Below are 18676 nucleotides of genomic sequence, written 5' to 3'. Positions count from 1 at the left end.
TAACAACGGTAGACAATCATCGCACGGCCCTCTACAGTCAATTTCTAACGTTGATAGAAACTAGCAGTGACAGGACAAGGAGTATTCCGATGCGAGTGTTGGTAACCGGTGTCTCGGGGACCATCGGCAGTGCGGTGGCGCGCGCCCTCACGGGTCGCGGCCACACCGTGATCGGCACCGTGACCGGTGCCGATCGGCCGGTGCCCGACGAGGTGGAACCCCTGGTGGCGGATCTGTTCGACCCGGAGGCCCTGGCCGAGACGCTGCCCGGTGTGGACGCCGCGGTGCACACCGCCTCCAGCAATGACGAGCGTTCCGGTGAACTGGACAACGCGGTGATCACGGCGGTGCTCAGCGCCTTCGAGGGCACCGGGAAGGGGTTCGTCTACACGAGCGGGCTCTGGCTGCACGGCAACACCGGCGACACGCCGGTGACCGAGCAGTCGCCCTTCGATCCGCCCATGGTGGTCGGCTGGCGTCCGGCGGTGGAGGAACGGTTGGAGCGGGCCGCGGCCGAGCGGGGCGTACGCACGGTGCGCATTCGCCCGGGGCTGGTCTACGGCGGCGGGCGCGGCTACGTGCCGATGCTGCTGAGCCCGCAGGACAGTGCCGAGGGCGCCGTGGTGCGGCATTTCGGCGACGGCTCCAACCGCTGGTCGGTCATCCACGCCGACGATCTGGGTGAGTTGTACGCGCTGGCCGTCGAATCCGCGCCGGCGGGCGCGGTGTATCTGGGCACCCTGGACGAGTCCGTGCGGGTGCGCGACGCCGCGCGGGTTGCCGCCGAGAAGAGCGGTGCGGCCGTGCGGGACTGGGATCCCGAGGACGCCCGCCAGTACTGGAGCGTCATGGTGGACGCCTTCCTGCTGGACCAGGTCGCCACCTCGGCCAAGGCCGCGAAGGAACTGGGCTGGACGCCCACGCAGCCCTCGCTGTTGGCCGAACTCGCGGCCAACTGACCGGCTACCCGTGCCCCGGAGGATACGATGTACGAGATCGACAGCGTCGCAGACGAATTCGACTTCATTGTGGTGGGCGCGGGCACGGCCGGATGTGTACTCGCCGCCCGCCTCAGCGAGCACCGGCAGCTGCGGGTGCTGCTGCTCGAGGCGGGCGGCCCGGACGATGATCCGGAATTGCGGGTGCCGCTGCACTCGGTGCGCCAGTTCGGCTCCGAGGTCGACTGGCGGCTGCACACCACACCGCAGGCCGGATTGGCCGGGCGCGTCATCGACTGGCCGCGCGGGAAGGTGCTGGGCGGGTCGTCGACCATGAACTTCCAGATGTGGGTGCCCGGCCAACCACACGACTTCACCCACTGGGCCGGAGCCGCCGGACCCCTGTGGTCCTGGCAGCGGGTCGCGCCCTACCTGCGTCGCGCCGAGCGCTGGGCCGGTCTGCCGGAGAACGGCATCACCTATGGCGATTCCGGCCCGCAGTGGATCTCGCCACCGGCCGACCCGGACCCGAGTACCCGGGCATTCCTCGCCGGGTGCAGGGCGGCGGGACTGCCCGAGATCGCGGGCGGGCTCGGGCATCTCACCGCCGCCGGATGCGCCCTGACCCCGGTGACGCAGCGCGGGGGACGGCGGTTCAGCGCTGCCGACGCCTACCTGCGCCCGGCGCGCGAGCGCGCCAACCTGGTGGTCCGCACCGGAGCTCTGGTGCGACGGATTCACCTCGACGAGCACGACCGGGCCGTCGCCGTCGAGGTGGACGGGCGGCTGCTCACGGCGCGCCGGGAGATCGTGCTGTGCGCGGGCGCGATCGGGTCGGCGCAGCTGCTGCAGCTGTCCGGGATCGGAGCGGGGGAGCGGCTGGCCGCGGCCGGGATCCACCCGCGGGTCGAACTCCCGGGTGTGGGCGCGAATCTGCACGATCACCTGATCGTGAACCTGCCCTACGCGGTGCGTGGCGAGGACCGCTTCGCCGACATCGACGGGGCGCGGGCGCGAGCGGAGTTCGAGCGGGAGCGGCGCGGACCGCTCACCTCGAATATCGGTGAGGCCGTGGCGTTCTTCGGCGATGCGGCCGCACCCGACCTGGAACTGATCTGGTCGCCGATCGCAGTCGGCGAGCAGGGTTTCGTCTCCGGTCGCACCGTGAGCGTGGTGCTGCTGCAACCGGAGAGCCGGGGGCGGCTGGACATCGTCGACACCGATCCCGAGCGGATACCCCGCCTCGACCCCGCCTACCTGAGTGCGCCCGCGGATATGACCGCGCTGATCCGGGGTTACCGCTTCGCCGACGCGGTCATGGCGACCGAACCGCTGCTGGCCACGGTCGGCGCGCCGCTGATGCCGCTCCCGGTCACCGATGACGGCATCGCCGACTTCGTGCGGACCACCGCGACCACGGTGTTCCACCCGGTCGGCACCTGCCGGATGGGCATGCCGGACGATCGGCTCGCGGTGGTGGGTCCGACACTGCTCGTCCACGGTGTGGCCGGGTTGCGGGTGGCCGACGCGTCGGTGATTCCGCGCATTCCCCGCGGGCACACCAACGCACACGCGCTGATGATCGGAGAACGGGCGGCGGCGCTGCTGGTCGGCGACCCGGCGCGGCGCGATGCCGAGGACGGGGTGGCGAGCCGATGAGGCTCCCCACCCCGAGCGCCCGACCGCGCGGGGCCGACCAGAGCCGATCCGATCAGAGCCCGATCACCCCGCGCGGCAGCCTGACCACCTCGGGCCGCGGCGACATGGTCCGGGCGTAGAGGCGATTGAGCCTCGGCACGACATAGCGGTCGGCGCCGGGCACGGTATCCACCAGGTGGATGTCGGAGAGAAGTTCGAGCCGCAGTTCGGTCTCGTCCTCGCTCAGACGGAGGGAGGTGGCCACGGTCGGGATGTCCATCGGACGGTCGGGCAGATTGGCGAGTTTCAGGTAGAACGAACGGGTTTCGTGATCCATGGCATCGAAGGTCTCCGCTATCCGCGCGCCGGCGTCATGCTCGCCGTCGGAGAGTTCGCCGAACAGCCGGTCGTCGTCGCGCAGCCGGGACAGCAGCCGTGACACGGTCCAGTGCTGCCGCATGATGAGGCGTCCGCCGACGATACGCAGCAGCAGCGGTGATCCCCCGCAGAATTCGAGCAGTTCCGCCGCCGCCTCCGGTTCTCGGTCCAGTCGCGCACCCACCAGTCGGCGCAACATGGTGGCGGATTCCTCGGGCGACATCGCGCCGACACGAATTACCGGAACTCCGGTGGGCACGGAGGGGCGGCGACGGCAGGTGACGATAACGCCGCAGTTTCCGGTTCCGGGCAGTAGCGGCGACACCTGAGACGCATCGGCGGCATTGTCCAGGACGACGAGGGTACGAGAATTGGCGAGCAATGCGCGATACATATCCGCACGTTCGTCGAAGTCGTCCGGTATCTCCGGGCGGGAGACACCGAGAGCGCGCAGGAATCGCTCCAGCACGGTCGCCGGGGCGAGGGGCGTCGAGCTTGTTCCGGCGAGGTCCACGAACAATTGACCGGATGGAAAGGAGGGACGCAGTTGATAGGCCGCTCGGATCGCGATGGTCGTCTTTCCGAATCCCGCGGGCCCGTAGAGCACCGATACCGATGGCAGCAGTGGACCGTCGCCGGGAGTCAATGCGGCGCGCAATCGGCCGAGGTGCTGTTCGCGGCCCACGAAATCGGGCAGATCGATGGTCAGCAGATTGGCGCTGCGAAATGTCGTCGCGGTCGCGGTCGCGTCGGGCGGGGCGGGTTGCCCGGTGGACGCCGGGCCGTCGGCGTGCGGACCGATGGTCCGGCCCTGGAGGATGTCGCGGTGCGCCGCCCGAAGCTGCATACCGGGATCGGCGCCGATCTCGGCGGACAGGTGCTGGCGGATCTGCTCGAACAGCTGCAGGGCCTCTGCGCTGCGACCGTCGGTGTAGAGCGCGATCATCAGGTGCGCCACCACCGATTCCGACAGCGGGTTCTCGACGTACGCCTGGCGGAGCGGGTCGATGACCGCTCGGGGGCGGCCCAGTCGCACTTCCAGGTCGGCCCACTCGACCAGGGCTTCGTGCCGCAGCTGTTGCAGACTGTGCCGCATGGCCGCGGCCCAGCGTCCCCCGATGCCGGACAGCGGCACCCCGCGCCACAGTGCGTTCGCGCGGGCCATCAGGGCGCTGCGCTCGGCCTCGGAATGCTCCGGCTGGCGAGCCTGGTGCAGCAGCTTGCGGAAGAGGTAGAGGTCGACCTGTTCGGGCCGGGCCTGCAGGCAGTATCCGCCGGCGACCCGTTTCAGGCTGGGCGTCAGCTCGTCGTCGCCCGCTGTCGCGAGCTTGCGGCGCAGCCGCGCTATGTAGGTGTAGATCAGATTTCTGACATCGACCGGCGGCCGGTCGCCCCACACCCGCTCGACCAGGACGTCGAGTGGTACGGGCCGGTCCAGGTCGATGAGGAGTGCGGCGAGGATGGCCCGCTGTTTGGCTGGTCCGAGATTTATCGATTTCCCTTCGACGCGCAGGTCTATCGGTCCGAGAATACTGAACAACGCACTTCCCCCATGCAATGGTGGCGAATTCCCGACTCAGTGAAGATTCATAATCAATGGGCTGGAGATCTGCGAATTGTTACCACCTGTTGAACACTGGATAAACACGGCATGTAGCATTCTACGGCGAATTGCAACGGGGATTCAGCACCCCGGATTTCGGGGCATTGCCGATACTTCCGAGAGTGTACTCGCACTTCGGAGTAGCTGGCGTTTCAGTGAATTGGGTCACACTGGCCTGGCAATGTCCTCGCTGCAATTGTGAGGCTTGCTGGAAGATCGCCAGAATTAGTTGTCGGATCATTCAATCGGATGCGGCTCGAAATATCCGACGGTGAACTCCGCGCGGTGCCGGGCGCGGGCATGCTCGAGACCCCCTCCCAGAAAAATTCAAGGTCACTCGTCCAGCATCGAGAGTGTTCGAGAAGAGCTGGGTCAGGTAGGGGTTATGTTCCTGTACGAAGAGATCCGAGCACCACTGCGCGAACCGTCGCCCGCGGTGGATGGAATGAGCGCGGCGGCCGCCGACCTGGCCGCCGCCCGTGCCGCGGCGTACGCCCCGGCGGACGATGCGGCCGACCGTCGCCACCGCGAGCGCGGCAAACTCGACGCACGCACCCGCATCGAGCACCTGCTCGATGACGGAACCTTCAGTGAGATAGGCATTTTCGCCGAGCATCGGGCCGTCGGATTCGGCATGGAGGACTCCCATCCCGCTGGTGACGGCGTGGTGGTCGGCTGGGGCCGGATCGACGGTCGCCGGGTCTTCGTCTTCGCCCACGACGCCCGGGTGCGGGGCGGGGCGCTCGGCGCCGTATTCGCCCGCAAACTGCACCAGCTGTTCGATCTCGCCGATGCCTGCGGCGCGCCCATCATCGGACTGAACGACGGTGGGGGAGCGCGCATTCAGGAGGGCATCGACGCTCTGGCCGGTTTCGGCGGCCTGTTCGCCCGCAATGTGCGCGCCTCCGGCGTGGTGCCCCAGATCAGCGTGATCCTGGGTTCCTGTGCGGGTGGAGCGGTGTACTCCCCGGCACTGACCGACTTCACCTTCATGGTCGAGGGCACCGGCACCATGTTCATCACCGGCCCGGACGTGGTGCGCGAGGTGACCGGTGAACGGGTCAGCCAGGAAGAGCTGGGCGGGGCCGCGGTGCACGCCGAAACGACCGGGGTGGCCGCGTTCGTCGCGGCCGACGAACGGAGCTGCTTCGAGGATGTCCGTACCCTGCTCGGCTATCTACCCGCGAACAATCAGGAGACGCCACCGGAAGTGTGGACGCCCGACCCCGTCGATCGCCGCTGTGCGGAACTGGCCGCCATCGTGCCTGCCGACGACCGCGCGCCCTACGATATGCGCCTGGTCATCGCCGATATCGTCGACGACGGCGAGTACCTCGAGATCCACGAGCGCTGGGCGCGCAATATCATCTGCGCGCTCGCCCGGCTGGACGGCAAGGTGGTCGGCATCGTCGGCAACCAGCCCGCCGTACTGGCCGGGGTGATCGACATCGACGCCTCGGAGAAGGCGGCACGCTTCGTGCGGATGTGCGACTCGTTCAATATCCCGCTGGTCACCCTGGTCGACGTGCCGGGCTTCCTGCCCGGCGTCGGTCAGGAGCACGACGTCATCATCCGGCGGGGCGCGAAACTGCTGTACGCCTACTGCGAGGCGACGGTGCCGCGAATCCAGGTCATCCTGCGCAAGGCGTTCGGCGGGGCCTACATCGTGATGGACTCCAAGTCCATCGGCGCCGACCTGTCCTTCGCCTGGCCGACCAACCAGACCGCGGTCATGGGTGCGGAGGCCGCCGCCAATATCGTCTTCCGCAAGCGCATCGCCGCCGCAGCGGATCCGGATGCCATGCGTCGCAACCTCATCGAGGACTACCGGGACGAGCTCATGCATCCGCTGGTGGCCGCGCGCCGCGGCCATGTCGACGACGTGATCGATCCCGCCGACACCCGCCGCGTCCTGATCGGAGCACTGGACATGCTCTCCGCCAAGCGCGCCCACACTCCCATCCGCAAGCACGGAAACATGCCGCTGTGAGCGCGCCCGACATCGTGATCACGCGGGGCAACCCCGACGACGCCGAGATCGCCGCCCTCGTCGCGGTCTTCGCCGTGCTGGCCGCGGGTGGCACCGCAACCGACCGCCCCGCGCGCCAGCGGCATTCGAACGCCTGGCGGCGCAGTCGCGGCAGCGGCTATCACAAGGCCCCGGCGGCGTGGGCGGTTGCCGCCCGTATCCACCCCCATCCCGTCCGCATCGCGCGGCGGGCAGAGGAGCAGCGATGACATCGACCATGACGAGTTCGACCGTGCCGACGGCCATGCCCGGCGGCACGACCCTGGCCATGTTTCCCGGTCAGGGATCACAGCGCGCCGGGATGGCGGCCCATCTGCTCGAGCACCATCCGACCGTGGCCGAACCGATCTTCCGCGCCGCCGACGCCGCGGCCGGATTCGAGCTGACCCGACTGTGCGTCTCGGGCGGCAAGGGTGATCTGACCCGTACCGACATCACCCAGCCGGCCGTGCTCGCGACCAGCCTCGCTACCTGGGAGATATTGCGCGCCGAGGGATTTCGGCCCCGCGCTGTGGCCGGGCACAGCCTCGGTGAGTTCACCGCGCTGGTGGCGGCCGGGGTGCTCAGCATGGATTCGGCGTTCGCCCTGGTGCGTCGGCGCGGTGAACTGATGGCCCGGGTGGCCGAGCGCACCGAGGGCGGCATGCTGGCCGTGATCGGGCTGCCCGCCGCGGCGGTGGAACGCGCCTGCGCCGAGCACACGGGCACGGGGGTCGCCGAGGTGGCCAACTACAACGACGCCGACCAGACCGTGGTGTCGGGGCACCGCGCCGCGCTCGCCGAGGTGGCGGGGGCGGTGCGCGCGGCCGGTGCGCAGAAGGTCGTGCTGCTGGAAGTCGGCGCGCCCTTCCACTGTTCGCTGATGTCGGCGGCCGAGGCGGAGTTCGCCGACGAGCTGGCCCGGCACAACTTCGGACCCGCCCGGCTGCCGGTGATCAGCTCGGTCACCGGCGCGGTGCTGGCCTCCGGCGCCGATGCCCGCGGGTTGCTGCGCCGGCAGCTGGCCTGCCCGGTGCGCTGGACCGAGGTACTCGCCGCCGCCGAACGGCACGGCGCCACCGCCTATCTGGAGGTGGGTCCCGGCCGGGTGCTCACCGGCTTCGCCAAGCACACAGTCGACAACCGCACGGTGCTCAGCACCGGCGACGCGCGCCGCATCGACGCGGCGATCCGTGAGATTCGCGATCAGGAAGGAACCCTGTCATGACCACCGAGACCTCCGCGCAGACCCTCGCGGCCGTCCAGCAGTCCGTCGCCGAGGCGGTCGGCCTCGACATCGACGAGGTGGAGCCCGATGCCACCGTGCTGGGCGAGCTGGGGGCCGAATCCATCGACCTGCTGGACATCCTGTTCCGGATCGAGCGCAAGGTCGGGGTGAAGATCCAGGCCGCCGAGATCGCCGAGCTGCTGCAGGGCGATCTGACCGACGAGGAGTGGGAGGACGCCGATGGCGTGCTCACCGCCGCGGGACTGGCGCAGCTGGCCACCGTCCTACCACAGATCGACCAGGCGGAGCTGGCGGGCAAGATCACCGCTGACCAGGTGATGACCCTGTTCACCGTGCGTAACCTGGCCGAGATGACGTCCGCGCGCGCGGCGCTCGCGGCGGACGTGAGCTGAGATGACCGCCGGGCGGGTGGAGACGGCCCCGGGAGCTCGCTCCCGGGTCGGTATCGGGGTGGATATCGCCGCGGTGGAACAGGTACGGACGCTGCTGTCCGACCAGCCCGCGCTGGCGGCGGAGATCTTCACCGACCGCGAACTCGCCTACGCGCACGGGCGTCGCCGCCGCGCGGAACACCTGGCCGCGCGGTTCGCCGCCAAGGAGGCGGTAGTCAAGGCGTTCGGAGCCGGAATGCCTTGGCGCGATATCGAAGTCGTCAACTCCACCAGTGGCCGGCCGCGCCTGCGGCTGTCGGGGGTGGCGGCGACGGCGGCCGCGGCGCGCGGGGTGGAGGCCATGGACGTCTCGCTGTCCCACAGTGGTGGCTTCGCCATCGCGGTGGTCGTGTTCACCTTTTCCGAGGAGGAGTCGATATGACGCTGTCCGACCGAGTCGCCCTGGTCACGGGTGGTTCGCGGGGTATCGGGCGGGCCACCGCCCGGCTGCTCGCCCGGCGGGGCGCCGCGGTGGCGGTGAACTACCGCAGCGCCGACGACGCGGCGAAGGAGGTGGTCGAGGAGATCACGGCGGCGGGCGGCCGAGCCGTCGCGCTGGCCGCGGACGTCTCCGACCCGGAGCAGGCGCAGGAGCTGGTAACACGCTGCGTCGAGAGCCTCGGCGGTCTGCACATCCTGGTCAACAATGCCGGAATCGCCAGGGACGGGCTGATATTCGATATGGACCCGGACGCGTGGCTGGATGTGATGCGGGTCAACTTCGGTGGGGTCTTCAACTGCACCCGGGCCGCCATGGCGCACCTCATGGGCCAGCGTGACGGTGTGATCGTCAATGTCTCCTCGGTCATGGGCGATCGGGGCTGGATCGGCCAGTCCAACTACTCCGCGTCCAAAGGTGCCATCAACTCCTTCACCTATTGCAGTGCCGTGGAACTCGCGCGCTTCGGGGTCCGGGTCAATGCCGTATTGCCGGGCTTCTCGCCGACCGAGCTGATCGGCGATCTGGTCGAGGGCGGCGGGGTCAAGAAGCTGGAACGCCAGATTCCGATGCGTTCGCTGGCCGAGATCGAGCAGATCGCGGAGGTGATCGCCTTCCTGGCCGGGCCGGGGGCGAGCTACATGACCGGCGCGCTGGTGCGCGCCGATGGCGGATTCGGTGCACAACTCGGCCTCGGGCGAATGGCCTGAGCGCGCGAAAGGCAAGGCAGAACAATGCGATTCCATCTGATCGACCGGATCGACGACTGGGTCGGCGACACCGGCGCCCGCGCCCGGAAACTCACCTCGGTCACCGAGGACTACTGGCTGCGTGACGATTCCGGACGCCTGACGATGCCATCCACCCTGGTGTTGGAGGCGGTGTGCCAGACCGCCAGCTGGCTGGTGCTGCTCAGCAGCGGATTACACCGCCGTGCCACCCTGCTCGGCGTGGACGAGGTGGTCTGCCACGGCGACGTGGTGCCCGGTGACGTGCTGCACCTCGAGGTGAGTGTTCGGTCCGCCGCCGACACCGCCGCCGTGATCGACGGCGCCGCCCGGGTGGACCGGCGGCCGGTGCTCACCGCTTCCGGAATTCTGTGCGGCATATCCGACGCCGATGCCCTGGAACACGCGGAGGCCATCGAACGCATGGCCCGGCTGTTGCGCGGACGGGAGCTGGTGGCATGAGGCGGGTCGTGATCACCGGTATCGGGGCGGTGACGCCGCTCGGCCTCGACGCCGCCACCACCTGGCGCAACCTGGTCGCAGGAAATAGCGGCGTCGGTCCGCTGACCGTCTTCGACAGCACCGGGTTCCCGGTCCGCATCGCCGGGCAGGTCCGCGACTTCGAGCCCGCTCGGCGGCTACCCGCCACCGCCAAGTGGCGGCAGCTGTCGCGGGCGGGGCAGTTCGGTGTGGCGGCCGCGGCCGAGGCGCTGGCCGCGTCGGGCGTGCCCGCCTCGGATCCGCCGGGCGACGCGCGCGGGGTGGCCATGGGCGGCAGTGTGGGCCGCCCGGACCTGCGCCTACTGGTCGATATCGGCCGGGCCCGCGAGACCACCGGCCGCCCGGACGTTTCGAACGACAGGCGCCCAGCCTCACCCTGACCGGCAACCAGAACCTGCCGGTCGCCGCCATGGCCCGGATCCTCGACGCGACCGGACCGATGGTCGGCATCAGCACCGCCTGCTCCGGCTCGGGCCACGCCATCGGTGAGGCATACCGGCTGATCCAGGAGGGTGATGCCGACCTGATGCTGGCCGGTGGCTACGACTCCCTCACCAGCTGGCTCGACGTGCTCGGGTTCAGCCTGCTGGGTGCGCTCGCCACCGGCTACGAGGACGATCCGACGCGGGCCTCCCGGCCTTTCGACGCCACCCGGTCCGGATTCGTGCTCGGTGAGGGCGCGGTGGTGTTCGTCGTGGAGGAGTTGGAGTCCGCCCGCCGCCGCGACGCCCCCATTCTCGCCGAGATCCTGGGCTACGCCGCCACCCTCAATGCCTGGCGCATTACCGACTCCCCGCCGGACGGCAATGGCGCGGTCCAGGTCATGGAGGGCGCGATCGCGGAATCCGGGGTGGGTCCGGAAGGTATCGACTACGTGGTGGCCCACGGCACCAGCACCCCAGGCAACGACGAGTCCGAGACCGTGGCCGTCAAGAAGGTCTTCGGCGACGACGCCTACCGGCTGCTGGTGAGTTCACCCAAATCCATGGCCGGGCATCTCACCGCCGCGGGTGCGGCCCTGAACGTGCTGGCCGCCGTCGGAGCGATCCGCCACTCGCTGGTGCCGCCCACCGTCAATCACCAAACGCCCGGTCGGGGAATGGATCTGGACTACGTGCCCGGCACTGCCCGGCCCGCGGTCGTGCGGGCGGCGCTGATCAACGCCTTCGCCTTCGGCGGCACCAACACCAGTCTGGTGATCGGCGGTGCGCCGTGACGCCCCCGCTGCTGGACCGGGTTGAAACGACCGAACCCGGACGCCGCGCGGTCGCACTGGTGAACGTGCCCATGACGATGCCGGTCTTCGACACCCACTTCCCGCGTTTTCCGGTGCTGCCCGGCGTGCTGCTGCTCGACCGCGTGTACGCGGTGGCCACGCTCATCGCGCCGCCCGGCCTGGTGCGGCCGGTCCTGCTGCGGGGCGCGCGCTTCCGCCGCTACATCGAGCCCGGCGACCAGATCCGCATCACCGTCGCGGCCACCGAGGCGGCCGCGGATCGCTTCGACTGCCAGGCGGTGGCGGAGGTGGACGGCCGCCGTGCCGCCACCGTGGCGCTGCTGCGCCTCGGCCCGAGCACAGAGGATTTCCATGACTGAACGACGACGGGTGGTGGTCACCGGCATCGGGCTGCTGACCGCCCTCGGACCGGACGCCGCCCGCACCTGGAGCGGACTGTTGGAGGGGCGCAGCGGAATTCGCGTGCTATCCGCCTACGATCCGAGTCCGCTGCACACCCGGCTGGGCGCCGAGATCGACGGCTTCGATCCGCTGCGTTACGCCTCGCGCAAGGCGCTGCGCATGCTCAACCGCGGTGACCAGCTCGGCTTGGCGGGTGCGAGCCTGGCGCTGGCGGACGCGGGACTGGACACCGAGACCGAACTGGGACCGCGCGCCGGACTGTATCTCGGTGGGAACAAGGAGATCTCGCGGCTCGAGGACCTCATCGCGAACATCACCCGCATCCACCGCCCGGACGGGGAACCGGATCTGGAGCGGCTGGGTCGGGAGGGTGGATCCATCATGGCCCCGCTGTTCTTCGTCGAGGGACTGCAACCGGCGGCGGTGTTTCATGTCTCGCAGCGCTTCGGTATCCGCGGCCCCAACTCGTTCTACGCGGGTACCGCCGACAGCGGCGCCACCGCCATCGGCCGGGCCATGCGGGCGATTCGCCGGGGGGAGGCCGATCTGGCGCTGGCGGGCGGCTACGACGACGCCACCAACTGGTGGCCGATGTCCAAACTGGACGGCGTCGGCGTGCTGTCCACCGACAACGACCGGGGGGCGGCGGCGTTCCGCCCCTTCGATCGGCAACGGTCGGGATCGATCCTGGGCGAGGGCGCGGCGGTGCTGGTCCTGGAGGAACGGGGCGCGGCGCGGGCGCGGGGCGCACGCGTCTACGCCGAGCTCACCGGCTTCGGCGCGGGCAACGAATGCCATCGACCGCCCGCACCGCATCCGAGTGGCCGCGGGCTGGCGCGCGCGGTGACTCACGCGCTGCGCGACGGGCGCGCCGCTCCCACCGACATCTCCTACGTCGCGGCGCACGGCTGCGCCACCCGTGATGGCGACACCAGCGAGACCCGCGCCCTGCACACCGCTCTGGGCGCGCACGCCCGCGCGACGGCGGTGAGCAGTATCAAGCCACAGACCGGGCATCTGGTGGGTGGTGCGGGCGCGGTGAACGCCGCGGTGGCCGCTCTCGCGCTGTACCACGGCGTGATACCGGGCACGGCCCATCTCGACGATCCCGATCCCGACTGCGACCTGGACTACGTTCCCGACGGTCCCCGAGAACGACAGCTGACCGGTGCGCTCGCGCTGGCCCGCGGTTTCGAAGGCCAGGCGGTCGCCCTGGCCCTCAGCACAGCGAGGTGAATCGACCATGAACGCTCCCAAGCGAATAGTCGTCTGTGGTGTCGGCGCGGTGACCGCACAGGGGCCGGGTGTCGAGGCCATGTGGCGCGGATTCCTGGCCGGGACGGTGGCCATCCGCCCGGTGCGCGGACTCGACCTGACCGGCTGTCGCACCCGGCTCGGTGGTGAGGTGACCCCGTGGCGCGACCAGGACCGGGACCCGGACGAGAATGTGGATCCGGCGGTGGAATTCGCGCTGGCGGCGGCGGCCGAGGCGATCGGCAACGCCGGGCTGCGGCCGCGGCGGTCCGGGGCCGACGCGGACGGTGTCCCGGCCACCCGTTGGGGTGCGGTCATCGGCACCTGCAATGGCGGCCTGCGCAGCCTGGAGCAGGCGTGGCGGGCGGAACGGGACGGGCGCGTCCCGCCGTGGCGGCAGTACCTGATGATCCAGCCGCAGACCATCGCCGAGGCGGTGGGGGCGGTGTTCGGGATGCGCGGGCCGGTGTTGTCGGTGAACACCGCCTGCGCGGCCGGTGCGCATGCCGTCGCCCACGCCGTGGAACTCATCCGCGCCGATCGCGCCGATGTCATGGTGGTGGGCGGCAGCGACGCGTTCAACGAGACCGTCTTCGCGGGCTTCCACAGCCTGGAAGCGCTCTCACCGGTGCCCGCGGCACCGTATTCCAAGGATCGGCAAGGGCTTTCACTCGGTGAGGGCAGCGGCATGCTGGTGCTGGTCGAGCATGCGGTGGCGGTGCGGCACGGCCTGCCGGTGCTGGCCGAGGTGCTCGGTTACGGGCTGTCCGCCGACGGCCACCACCCCACCGCGCCGCATCCGGAGGGCGAGGGCGCGGCGCGGGCGCTCACCGCGGCCTTCGCCGCCAGTGGCGTCACGCCCGCCGACGTGCGCTACGTCAACGGCCACGGCACGGGCACCCCGAAGAACGATTCGGCGGAGAGCAACGCCGTGCGCCGGGCGTTCGGACCGGCAGCGGAGAAGGTGGCGCTGAGCAGCGTCAAATCCATGATCGGCCACCTGCTCGGTGCGGCCGGCGCGGTGGAGGCGATCGCGACCGTGCTCGCGTTGCGCGACCAGATCGCCCCGCCCACTGCCGGATTCACCGGACCCGATCCCAAATGCGGGTTGGAGGCGGTGCCCAATGTCGCGCGGCGGCTGCCCATGGATGTGGCGATGTCGAACAACTTCGCCTTCGCCGGAGCCAATGCCACGGTGGTGTACGGGCGGGAAGGCCGGGTGGCGTCCCCGGCGTCTCGGACCGGAGTGGATCGCGTGGTCGTCACCGGTATCGGGGTCATTCTGCCCGGTGCGACCTCACCGGAGGAACTGGTGCGCAGGTACCGGTCCGGATCGGAACCGCGTTCCCGTGAAGTGGATTTCGCGATGGCGCCGCTGGACTTCGACGCCTCGGCGCATCTGACGGCCAAGCAGCGACGGCGGATGGACCGGCTGGGGGTGCTCGCGGTGGCGTCCAGCGCGATGGCGCTGGAGCACGCCGGACTAGATCCGGCCGCACACGACCCCGACCGGGTGGGCGTGGTGCTCGGCACCGGGCTCGGCCCGGTGGAAAGCCTGGAGCGGTTCACCGTTCCGGTGCTGGAATCCGGTGTGACCGATGGGAATCCGGCGGTTTTTCCGAATACCGTCTACAACGCCGCCGCGGGCCAAGTGTCCATGTTGCTGGGCGTGCGCGGCCCCACCTCGACGCTCACCGCCGCACATGCGGCCGGAGCCAGTGCCCTGGGCGTCGGCTACGACCTGCTGCGCTCCGGTGCCGCCGACGCACTGCTGTGCCCGGCCGCCGACGTGCTCGGCCCCTTCGCGCGGCGGGCCTACGAGCGCATCCCCCTGTTCGCCACCGCCGGCCGGTCGGGTTACCTGCTCGCAGAGGGGGCGGTGACCCTACTGCTGGAACGGGAGTCGTTCGCCCGCGACCGCGGTGCGCGGGTGCTGGCGACCTTCGCGGGCTACGGCACCGCCTTCGACGGCGCGGGCATCGGGCGCTGGGACCTGCGCGGTGGCGGCGTCGAGCGGGCCATGCGGGCCGCCGCCGCCGAGTGCGGGCTGGAATCCGGTGCGGTCCAGGCTATCTGGGCCAATGCCGGCGGCCTGCCCACGGTCGACGATCCGGAGCTGGCCGCCATCGAGCGGTTCCGCTCCGACACCACGCGCGTCGAACAGCCCAAGCGGGTACTCGGCGAACCGGTCGGCGCGGGAGCCCACCTGTGCGCCGCCCTTGCCTTCGCGGAGCCCACGCGCTTCGACGGCCCGGCGCTGGTCAACAGCTCATCGCTGGGCGGCACCCATCTCAGTCTGGTCTTCACCCCGGGAACGGAGTACACGCCATGACCGACCACCAGGTCACCATTGCGGGGACGGGTTCGTACCTGCCCGGCGACCCCATCGACAACGATCAGCTCGAGAAGCTCGTCGGCACCCTGCCCGCGGAGGTGCTCGACGGCATCCAGGTACGGCACCGGCACTGGATGATCGATCCGTCCGACGGCACGCACCTGACCGGCAACAGCCGGATGGCCGAGGCGGCCGCACGGCGCGCCCTGGACCAAGCGGGTATCGAGCCGGCGGAAGTGGACCTCATCGTGGTGTCCACGGCCAGTCCGGAATTCCATCTCCCGACCTCCGCCAGCTATGTGCAGGAGCACCTGGGCCTGGAGCGCTGTGCGCTGATCGAGGTGCGCGCCGGCTGCGTCGGCGCGGTGCAGGCTCTGGATATCGCGTTCCGCCAACTGGCGGACGGCACCCATCGCACCGCCGTGGTGATCGGCACGGAGGCCATCTCACCGCTGCTCGCCCCGATGTTTCTGGGCCGCGATCCCGATGCCGTGCGCATGCGGGATCGGCTGACGCTGTTCAACTTCGGCGACGGAGCCGCGGCCGTGGTGCTGCGCGGGGGGAGCGGCGCCGGAGTACGCCGCTACGGCTATGTGAACGCCTGCCTGGGCGGCCACCGCGCGCCGGGTATGCGGGTGATCGGCGGCGGCACCGATATTCCGGTGCACGAGCAGCGAAAGCGCAAGCGGCTCATGGATATCGCGCTGGACGCCAATGGCGTGGCCGAGTACGGCCCGCGCGTGTTCGTCACCGCGCTGCGGGAATTGCTGGATCGTTCCGGCCTGCGCCTGGACGAGATCGGGGCGTGCGTCCTTCCGGAGGGCAACGCGGAGTACTTCACGCGGGAATTCGCCGACGCCGGGCTGTCGCAGGCCGATTTCGATCTGCTGCAAACCCTGGTCGTCGAGAACCTCGCCGACGTCGGCGCGACCGGATCGCCCGCGGTGCTGCTGGCCCTGGACGACGGCCTGCGCACCGGGCGGGTGCGCGCCGGCCAGAACGTCATGCTGCTGGCCATCGAGGCCAGCCGCTATGTGTACGCGGGCCTGACGCTGCGCTGGCCGGAAACCATCGGGAAATAGGAGACCACCATGGTGCGATCGACAGCGGCCCGCCGCCTGTTCACCAGCGAATCGGTGACCGAGGGCCATCCGGACAAGATGTGCGACGCCATCAGCGACGCGGTGCTCGACGCGCTGCTCGCCGGCGACCCCGGCGCGCGGGTGGCGGTGGAGACCATGGTCACCACCGGACAGGTGCACGTGGCGGGGGAGGTCACCACCACCGCCGTGGTGGATGTGCCGCGCATCGTGCGCGACACCGTCCTCGGGATCGGATACGACAGCTCCACACGGGGATTCGACGGTGCCACCTGCGGGGTGAACGTGTCCATCGGCAGCCAGTCGCCGGATATCGCGCAGGGGGTGGACCGTGCCTACGAGGCGCGGGTGGACGGACGCGACGACCTCGTCGACCGGCAGGGCGCGGGCGATCAGGGCTTGATGTTCGGCTACGCCTGTGCCGACACCCCGGAGTTGATGCCGTTGCCGATCGCGTTGGCGCACCGGCTCTCCCGTCGGCTGGCCGAGGTCCGCAAGAGCGGCGTGGTGCCCTATCTGCGCCCCGACGGCAAGACCCAGGTCACCATCGAGTACGCCGGGGACCGGCCGGTGCGGCTGGAGACCGTGGTGATTTCCGCACAGCACGAACCGGGCATCGCCCCCGAGGGTGAGCTGGCCGCCGATCTGCGCGCCCATGTGCTCGACCATGTGCTGGCCGGGCTCGGCGTGGCCGATCTGGACATCGGGGAGGTGCGGCTGCTGGTCAATCCGACCGGCACCTTCGTGCTGGGCGGTCCGATGGGCGACGCCGGCCTGACCGGTCGGAAGATCATCGTCGACACCTACGGCGGCATGGCCCGCCACGGCGGTGGCGCGTTCTCCGGCAAGGATCCGTCCAAGGTGGACCGCAGCGCCGCGTACGCACTGCGCCGGGTGGCCAAGAACGCCGTCGCGGCGGGTCTGGCCGACCGGCTCGAGGTGCAGGTCGCCTACGCCATCGGCAAGGCCGCGCCGGTCGGCCTCTTCGTCGAGACCTTCGGCACCGAGAACTATGATCCGGCGCATATCCAACGGGCCATCGAGTCCGTGTTCGATCTGCGGCCGGCAGCGATCATCCGAGATCTGGACCTGCTGCGCCCGCTCTACCGCCCCACCGCCGCCTACGGGCATTTCGGGCGCGTCGACGTGGATCTGCCGTGGGAGCGCACCGATCGGGTGGCCGAACTGAAGGAGGCGGTGGCGTGATCTTCGTATCCGGTTCCATCGCCACCGACCACCTCATGCGCTTCCCGGGGCGATTCGCCGAACAGTTACTGCCCGAACACCTTTCGCACGTGTCGCTGAGTTTCCTGGTGGACGACCTGGTCGTCCGGCGCGGCGGCGTCGCCGGGAACATCTGCTACGCGCTCGGCCGCCTCGGCGACCGGCCGCTGCTGATCGGTGCGGTGGGCGGCGACTTCGCCGAGTACGGTCGCGCGCTCGCGGCGACCGGGGTCGACCTGGGCGGCGTGCGCACCCACGACGATCTGCACACCGCGCGGTTCGTCTGCACCACCGATGCCGATATGGCACAGCTGGCCAGTATGTACCCCGGAGCCATGGCGCGGGCCGCACGCATCTCGGTGGCCCAGCTGTCGGCGCGCTACGGTCGGCCCGGATTGGTTCTCATCGGGGCCGACGACCCGGCGGCCATGCTGCGGCACACCGAGGAGTGCCGCGAGTACGGTCTGCCGTTCGCCGCCGACCCGTCCCAGCAGCTCGCCTACCTGGACGCCGGGCGTATCCGCGCCCTGCTCGACGGTGCGGACCTGCTGTTCACCAACGAATACGAGTGGGGCCTGCTGCGCACCAAAACCGGTCTGGCGGAGGCGGATATCGCGGCCATGGTGCGCACTTGGGTGACCACGCTGGGCGAGCGCGGCGTGGAGATCGTCGAAACCGGCGGTCCGAGCGTGCGGGTGGCCGCGGTGCCGGAGACCGCCAAGGTGGACCCCACCGGCGTCGGGGACGGCTTCCGTGCGGGATTCGTCTTCGCGCGTGGCCGCGGCGCGACCGTGGAACGGGCCGCCCAACTCGGCTGCCTCGTGGCCGTACTCGTCCTGGAATCGGTGGGGCCGCAAGGCTGGTCGTGGCGCCCCGATACCGCGCTGGAACGCCTCGCCGCCGCCTACGGCTCCGACGCGGCCGACGATCTCGCCGCGCTGCTGACCGATACGACCGCCGACCGGGACCGAAAGGTACTGTCGTGACAATTGCGAAAGGACTGCGCGAGACCGCGACCCCCGATGTCCGCAACGGGATCGATTACAAGGTGGCGGACCTGTCACTGGCCGAGTTCGGCCGCAAGGAGATTCGCCTGGCCGAGCATGAGATGCCGGGCCTGATGGCGTTGCGTCGCGTGTACGCCGACGTGCAGCCGCTGCGGGGTGCGCGGATCTCCGGTTCGCTGCACATGACCGTGCAGACCGCGGTGT

19 protein-coding genes are annotated in these 18676 nt (G+C 70.1%); 18 read left to right on the top strand and 1 reads right to left on the bottom strand.

All coding sequences use genetic code 11. The features are described 5' to 3' along the window. The first annotated feature begins 89 nt into the window (after positions 1–89). Both QJS31_RS23875 and QJS31_RS23870 read left to right on the top strand, forming a co-directional pair. Positions 90–959, top strand: a complete 870-nt coding sequence (locus QJS31_RS23875) for an NAD-dependent epimerase/dehydratase family protein (RefSeq protein ID WP_282782011.1) — start codon at positions 90–92, stop codon at positions 957–959. Between the two features lie 27 nt (positions 960–986). Continuing rightward, positions 987–2597, top strand: a complete 1611-nt coding sequence (locus QJS31_RS23870) for a GMC family oxidoreductase (RefSeq protein WP_282782012.1) — start codon at positions 987–989, stop codon at positions 2595–2597. A gap of 52 nt (positions 2598–2649) precedes the next feature. Here the strand turns inward: QJS31_RS23870 and QJS31_RS23865 are convergent, their stop codons facing one another. After that, complete coding sequence (locus QJS31_RS23865) at positions 2650–4494, bottom strand: BTAD domain-containing putative transcriptional regulator (protein ID WP_282782014.1); 1845 nt, start codon at positions 4492–4494, stop codon at positions 2650–2652. A 448-nt stretch (positions 4495–4942) separates the two neighbouring features. On the opposite strand from QJS31_RS23865, the gene QJS31_RS23860 reads away from it, so the two are divergent. The 16 genes from QJS31_RS23860 to QJS31_RS23785 all read left to right on the top strand — a co-directional run. Beyond that, a complete protein-coding gene (locus tag QJS31_RS23860) occupies positions 4943–6547 on the top strand; it encodes an acyl-CoA carboxylase subunit beta (RefSeq protein WP_306357739.1) in 1605 nt (534 codons plus the stop codon). Beyond that, positions 6544–6795: an acyl-CoA carboxylase subunit epsilon gene (locus QJS31_RS23855; protein ID WP_282782017.1), complete on the top strand. Its 252-nt coding sequence runs from the start codon at positions 6544–6546 to the stop codon at positions 6793–6795. Before QJS31_RS23860 ends, QJS31_RS23855 begins: the two co-directional genes overlap by 4 nt. Continuing rightward, the gene (gene fabD / locus QJS31_RS23850) at positions 6792–7793 is read left to right on the top strand and encodes an ACP S-malonyltransferase (RefSeq protein ID WP_306357738.1); all 1002 of its coding nucleotides are present in this window, start codon (positions 6792–6794) and stop codon (positions 7791–7793) included. The genes QJS31_RS23855 and fabD overlap by 4 nt, the downstream gene beginning before the upstream one ends. Continuing rightward, the gene (locus QJS31_RS23845; RefSeq protein ID WP_282786262.1) at positions 7790–8206 is read left to right on the top strand and encodes an acyl carrier protein; all 417 of its coding nucleotides are present in this window, start codon (positions 7790–7792) and stop codon (positions 8204–8206) included. Before fabD ends, QJS31_RS23845 begins: the two co-directional genes overlap by 4 nt. A gap of 1 nt (position 8207) precedes the next feature. After that, a complete protein-coding gene (locus tag QJS31_RS23840) occupies positions 8208–8627 on the top strand; it encodes a holo-ACP synthase (RefSeq protein WP_282786261.1) in 420 nt (139 codons plus the stop codon). Beyond that, positions 8624–9394 carry an SDR family NAD(P)-dependent oxidoreductase gene (locus tag QJS31_RS23835; RefSeq protein WP_282786260.1) on the top strand — a complete coding sequence of 257 codons (771 nt, stop codon included), beginning with the start codon at positions 8624–8626 and terminating at the stop codon, positions 9392–9394. The genes QJS31_RS23840 and QJS31_RS23835 overlap by 4 nt, the downstream gene beginning before the upstream one ends. Before the next feature lie 24 nt (positions 9395–9418). After that, the gene (locus tag QJS31_RS23830; RefSeq protein WP_306357737.1) at positions 9419–9874 is read left to right on the top strand and encodes a 3-hydroxyacyl-ACP dehydratase FabZ family protein; all 456 of its coding nucleotides are present in this window, start codon (positions 9419–9421) and stop codon (positions 9872–9874) included. Continuing rightward, the gene (locus tag QJS31_RS23825; protein WP_306357736.1) at positions 9871–10293 is read left to right on the top strand and encodes a beta-ketoacyl synthase N-terminal-like domain-containing protein; all 423 of its coding nucleotides are present in this window, start codon (positions 9871–9873) and stop codon (positions 10291–10293) included. Before QJS31_RS23830 ends, QJS31_RS23825 begins: the two co-directional genes overlap by 4 nt. A gap of 29 nt (positions 10294–10322) precedes the next feature. After that, positions 10323–11129: a beta-ketoacyl synthase gene (locus QJS31_RS23820; protein ID WP_306357735.1), complete on the top strand. Its 807-nt coding sequence runs from the start codon at positions 10323–10325 to the stop codon at positions 11127–11129. Continuing rightward, complete coding sequence (locus tag QJS31_RS23815; RefSeq protein ID WP_306357734.1) at positions 11126–11509, top strand: 3-hydroxyacyl-ACP dehydratase FabZ family protein; 384 nt, start codon at positions 11126–11128, stop codon at positions 11507–11509. The genes QJS31_RS23820 and QJS31_RS23815 overlap by 4 nt, the downstream gene beginning before the upstream one ends. Beyond that, positions 11502–12788: a beta-ketoacyl synthase gene (locus QJS31_RS23810; protein ID WP_306357733.1), complete on the top strand. Its 1287-nt coding sequence runs from the start codon at positions 11502–11504 to the stop codon at positions 12786–12788. The genes QJS31_RS23815 and QJS31_RS23810 overlap by 8 nt, the downstream gene beginning before the upstream one ends. 7 nt (positions 12789–12795) lie before the next feature. Beyond that, entirely contained in the window at positions 12796–15138 is a 2343-nt protein-coding gene (locus tag QJS31_RS23805; protein WP_306357732.1) for a beta-ketoacyl-[acyl-carrier-protein] synthase family protein, read from the top strand. After that, a complete protein-coding gene (locus tag QJS31_RS23800; RefSeq protein ID WP_282779715.1) occupies positions 15135–16223 on the top strand; it encodes a 3-oxoacyl-ACP synthase III family protein in 1089 nt (362 codons plus the stop codon). The genes QJS31_RS23805 and QJS31_RS23800 overlap by 4 nt, the downstream gene beginning before the upstream one ends. A 9-nt stretch (positions 16224–16232) precedes the next feature. Continuing rightward, the gene (metK, locus tag QJS31_RS23795; RefSeq protein WP_282779717.1) at positions 16233–17447 is read left to right on the top strand and encodes a methionine adenosyltransferase; all 1215 of its coding nucleotides are present in this window, start codon (positions 16233–16235) and stop codon (positions 17445–17447) included. 35 nt (positions 17448–17482) lie between these two features. After that, a complete protein-coding gene (locus QJS31_RS23790) occupies positions 17483–18451 on the top strand; it encodes a carbohydrate kinase family protein (RefSeq protein ID WP_306357823.1) in 969 nt (322 codons plus the stop codon). Then, the coding region (locus tag QJS31_RS23785) for an adenosylhomocysteinase (RefSeq protein ID WP_306357731.1) at positions 18448–18676 on the top strand (229 nt) is incomplete at its 3' end. The genes QJS31_RS23790 and QJS31_RS23785, both read left to right, overlap by 4 nt.

This window comes from Nocardia sp. CC213A (genome assembly GCF_030766805.1).
Lineage (GTDB): Bacteria > Actinomycetota > Actinomycetes > Mycobacteriales > Mycobacteriaceae > Nocardia > Nocardia otitidiscaviarum.
The sequence above is the reverse complement of the archived record's forward strand: the minus strand, read 5'-3'. Positions and strand labels throughout refer to the sequence as shown.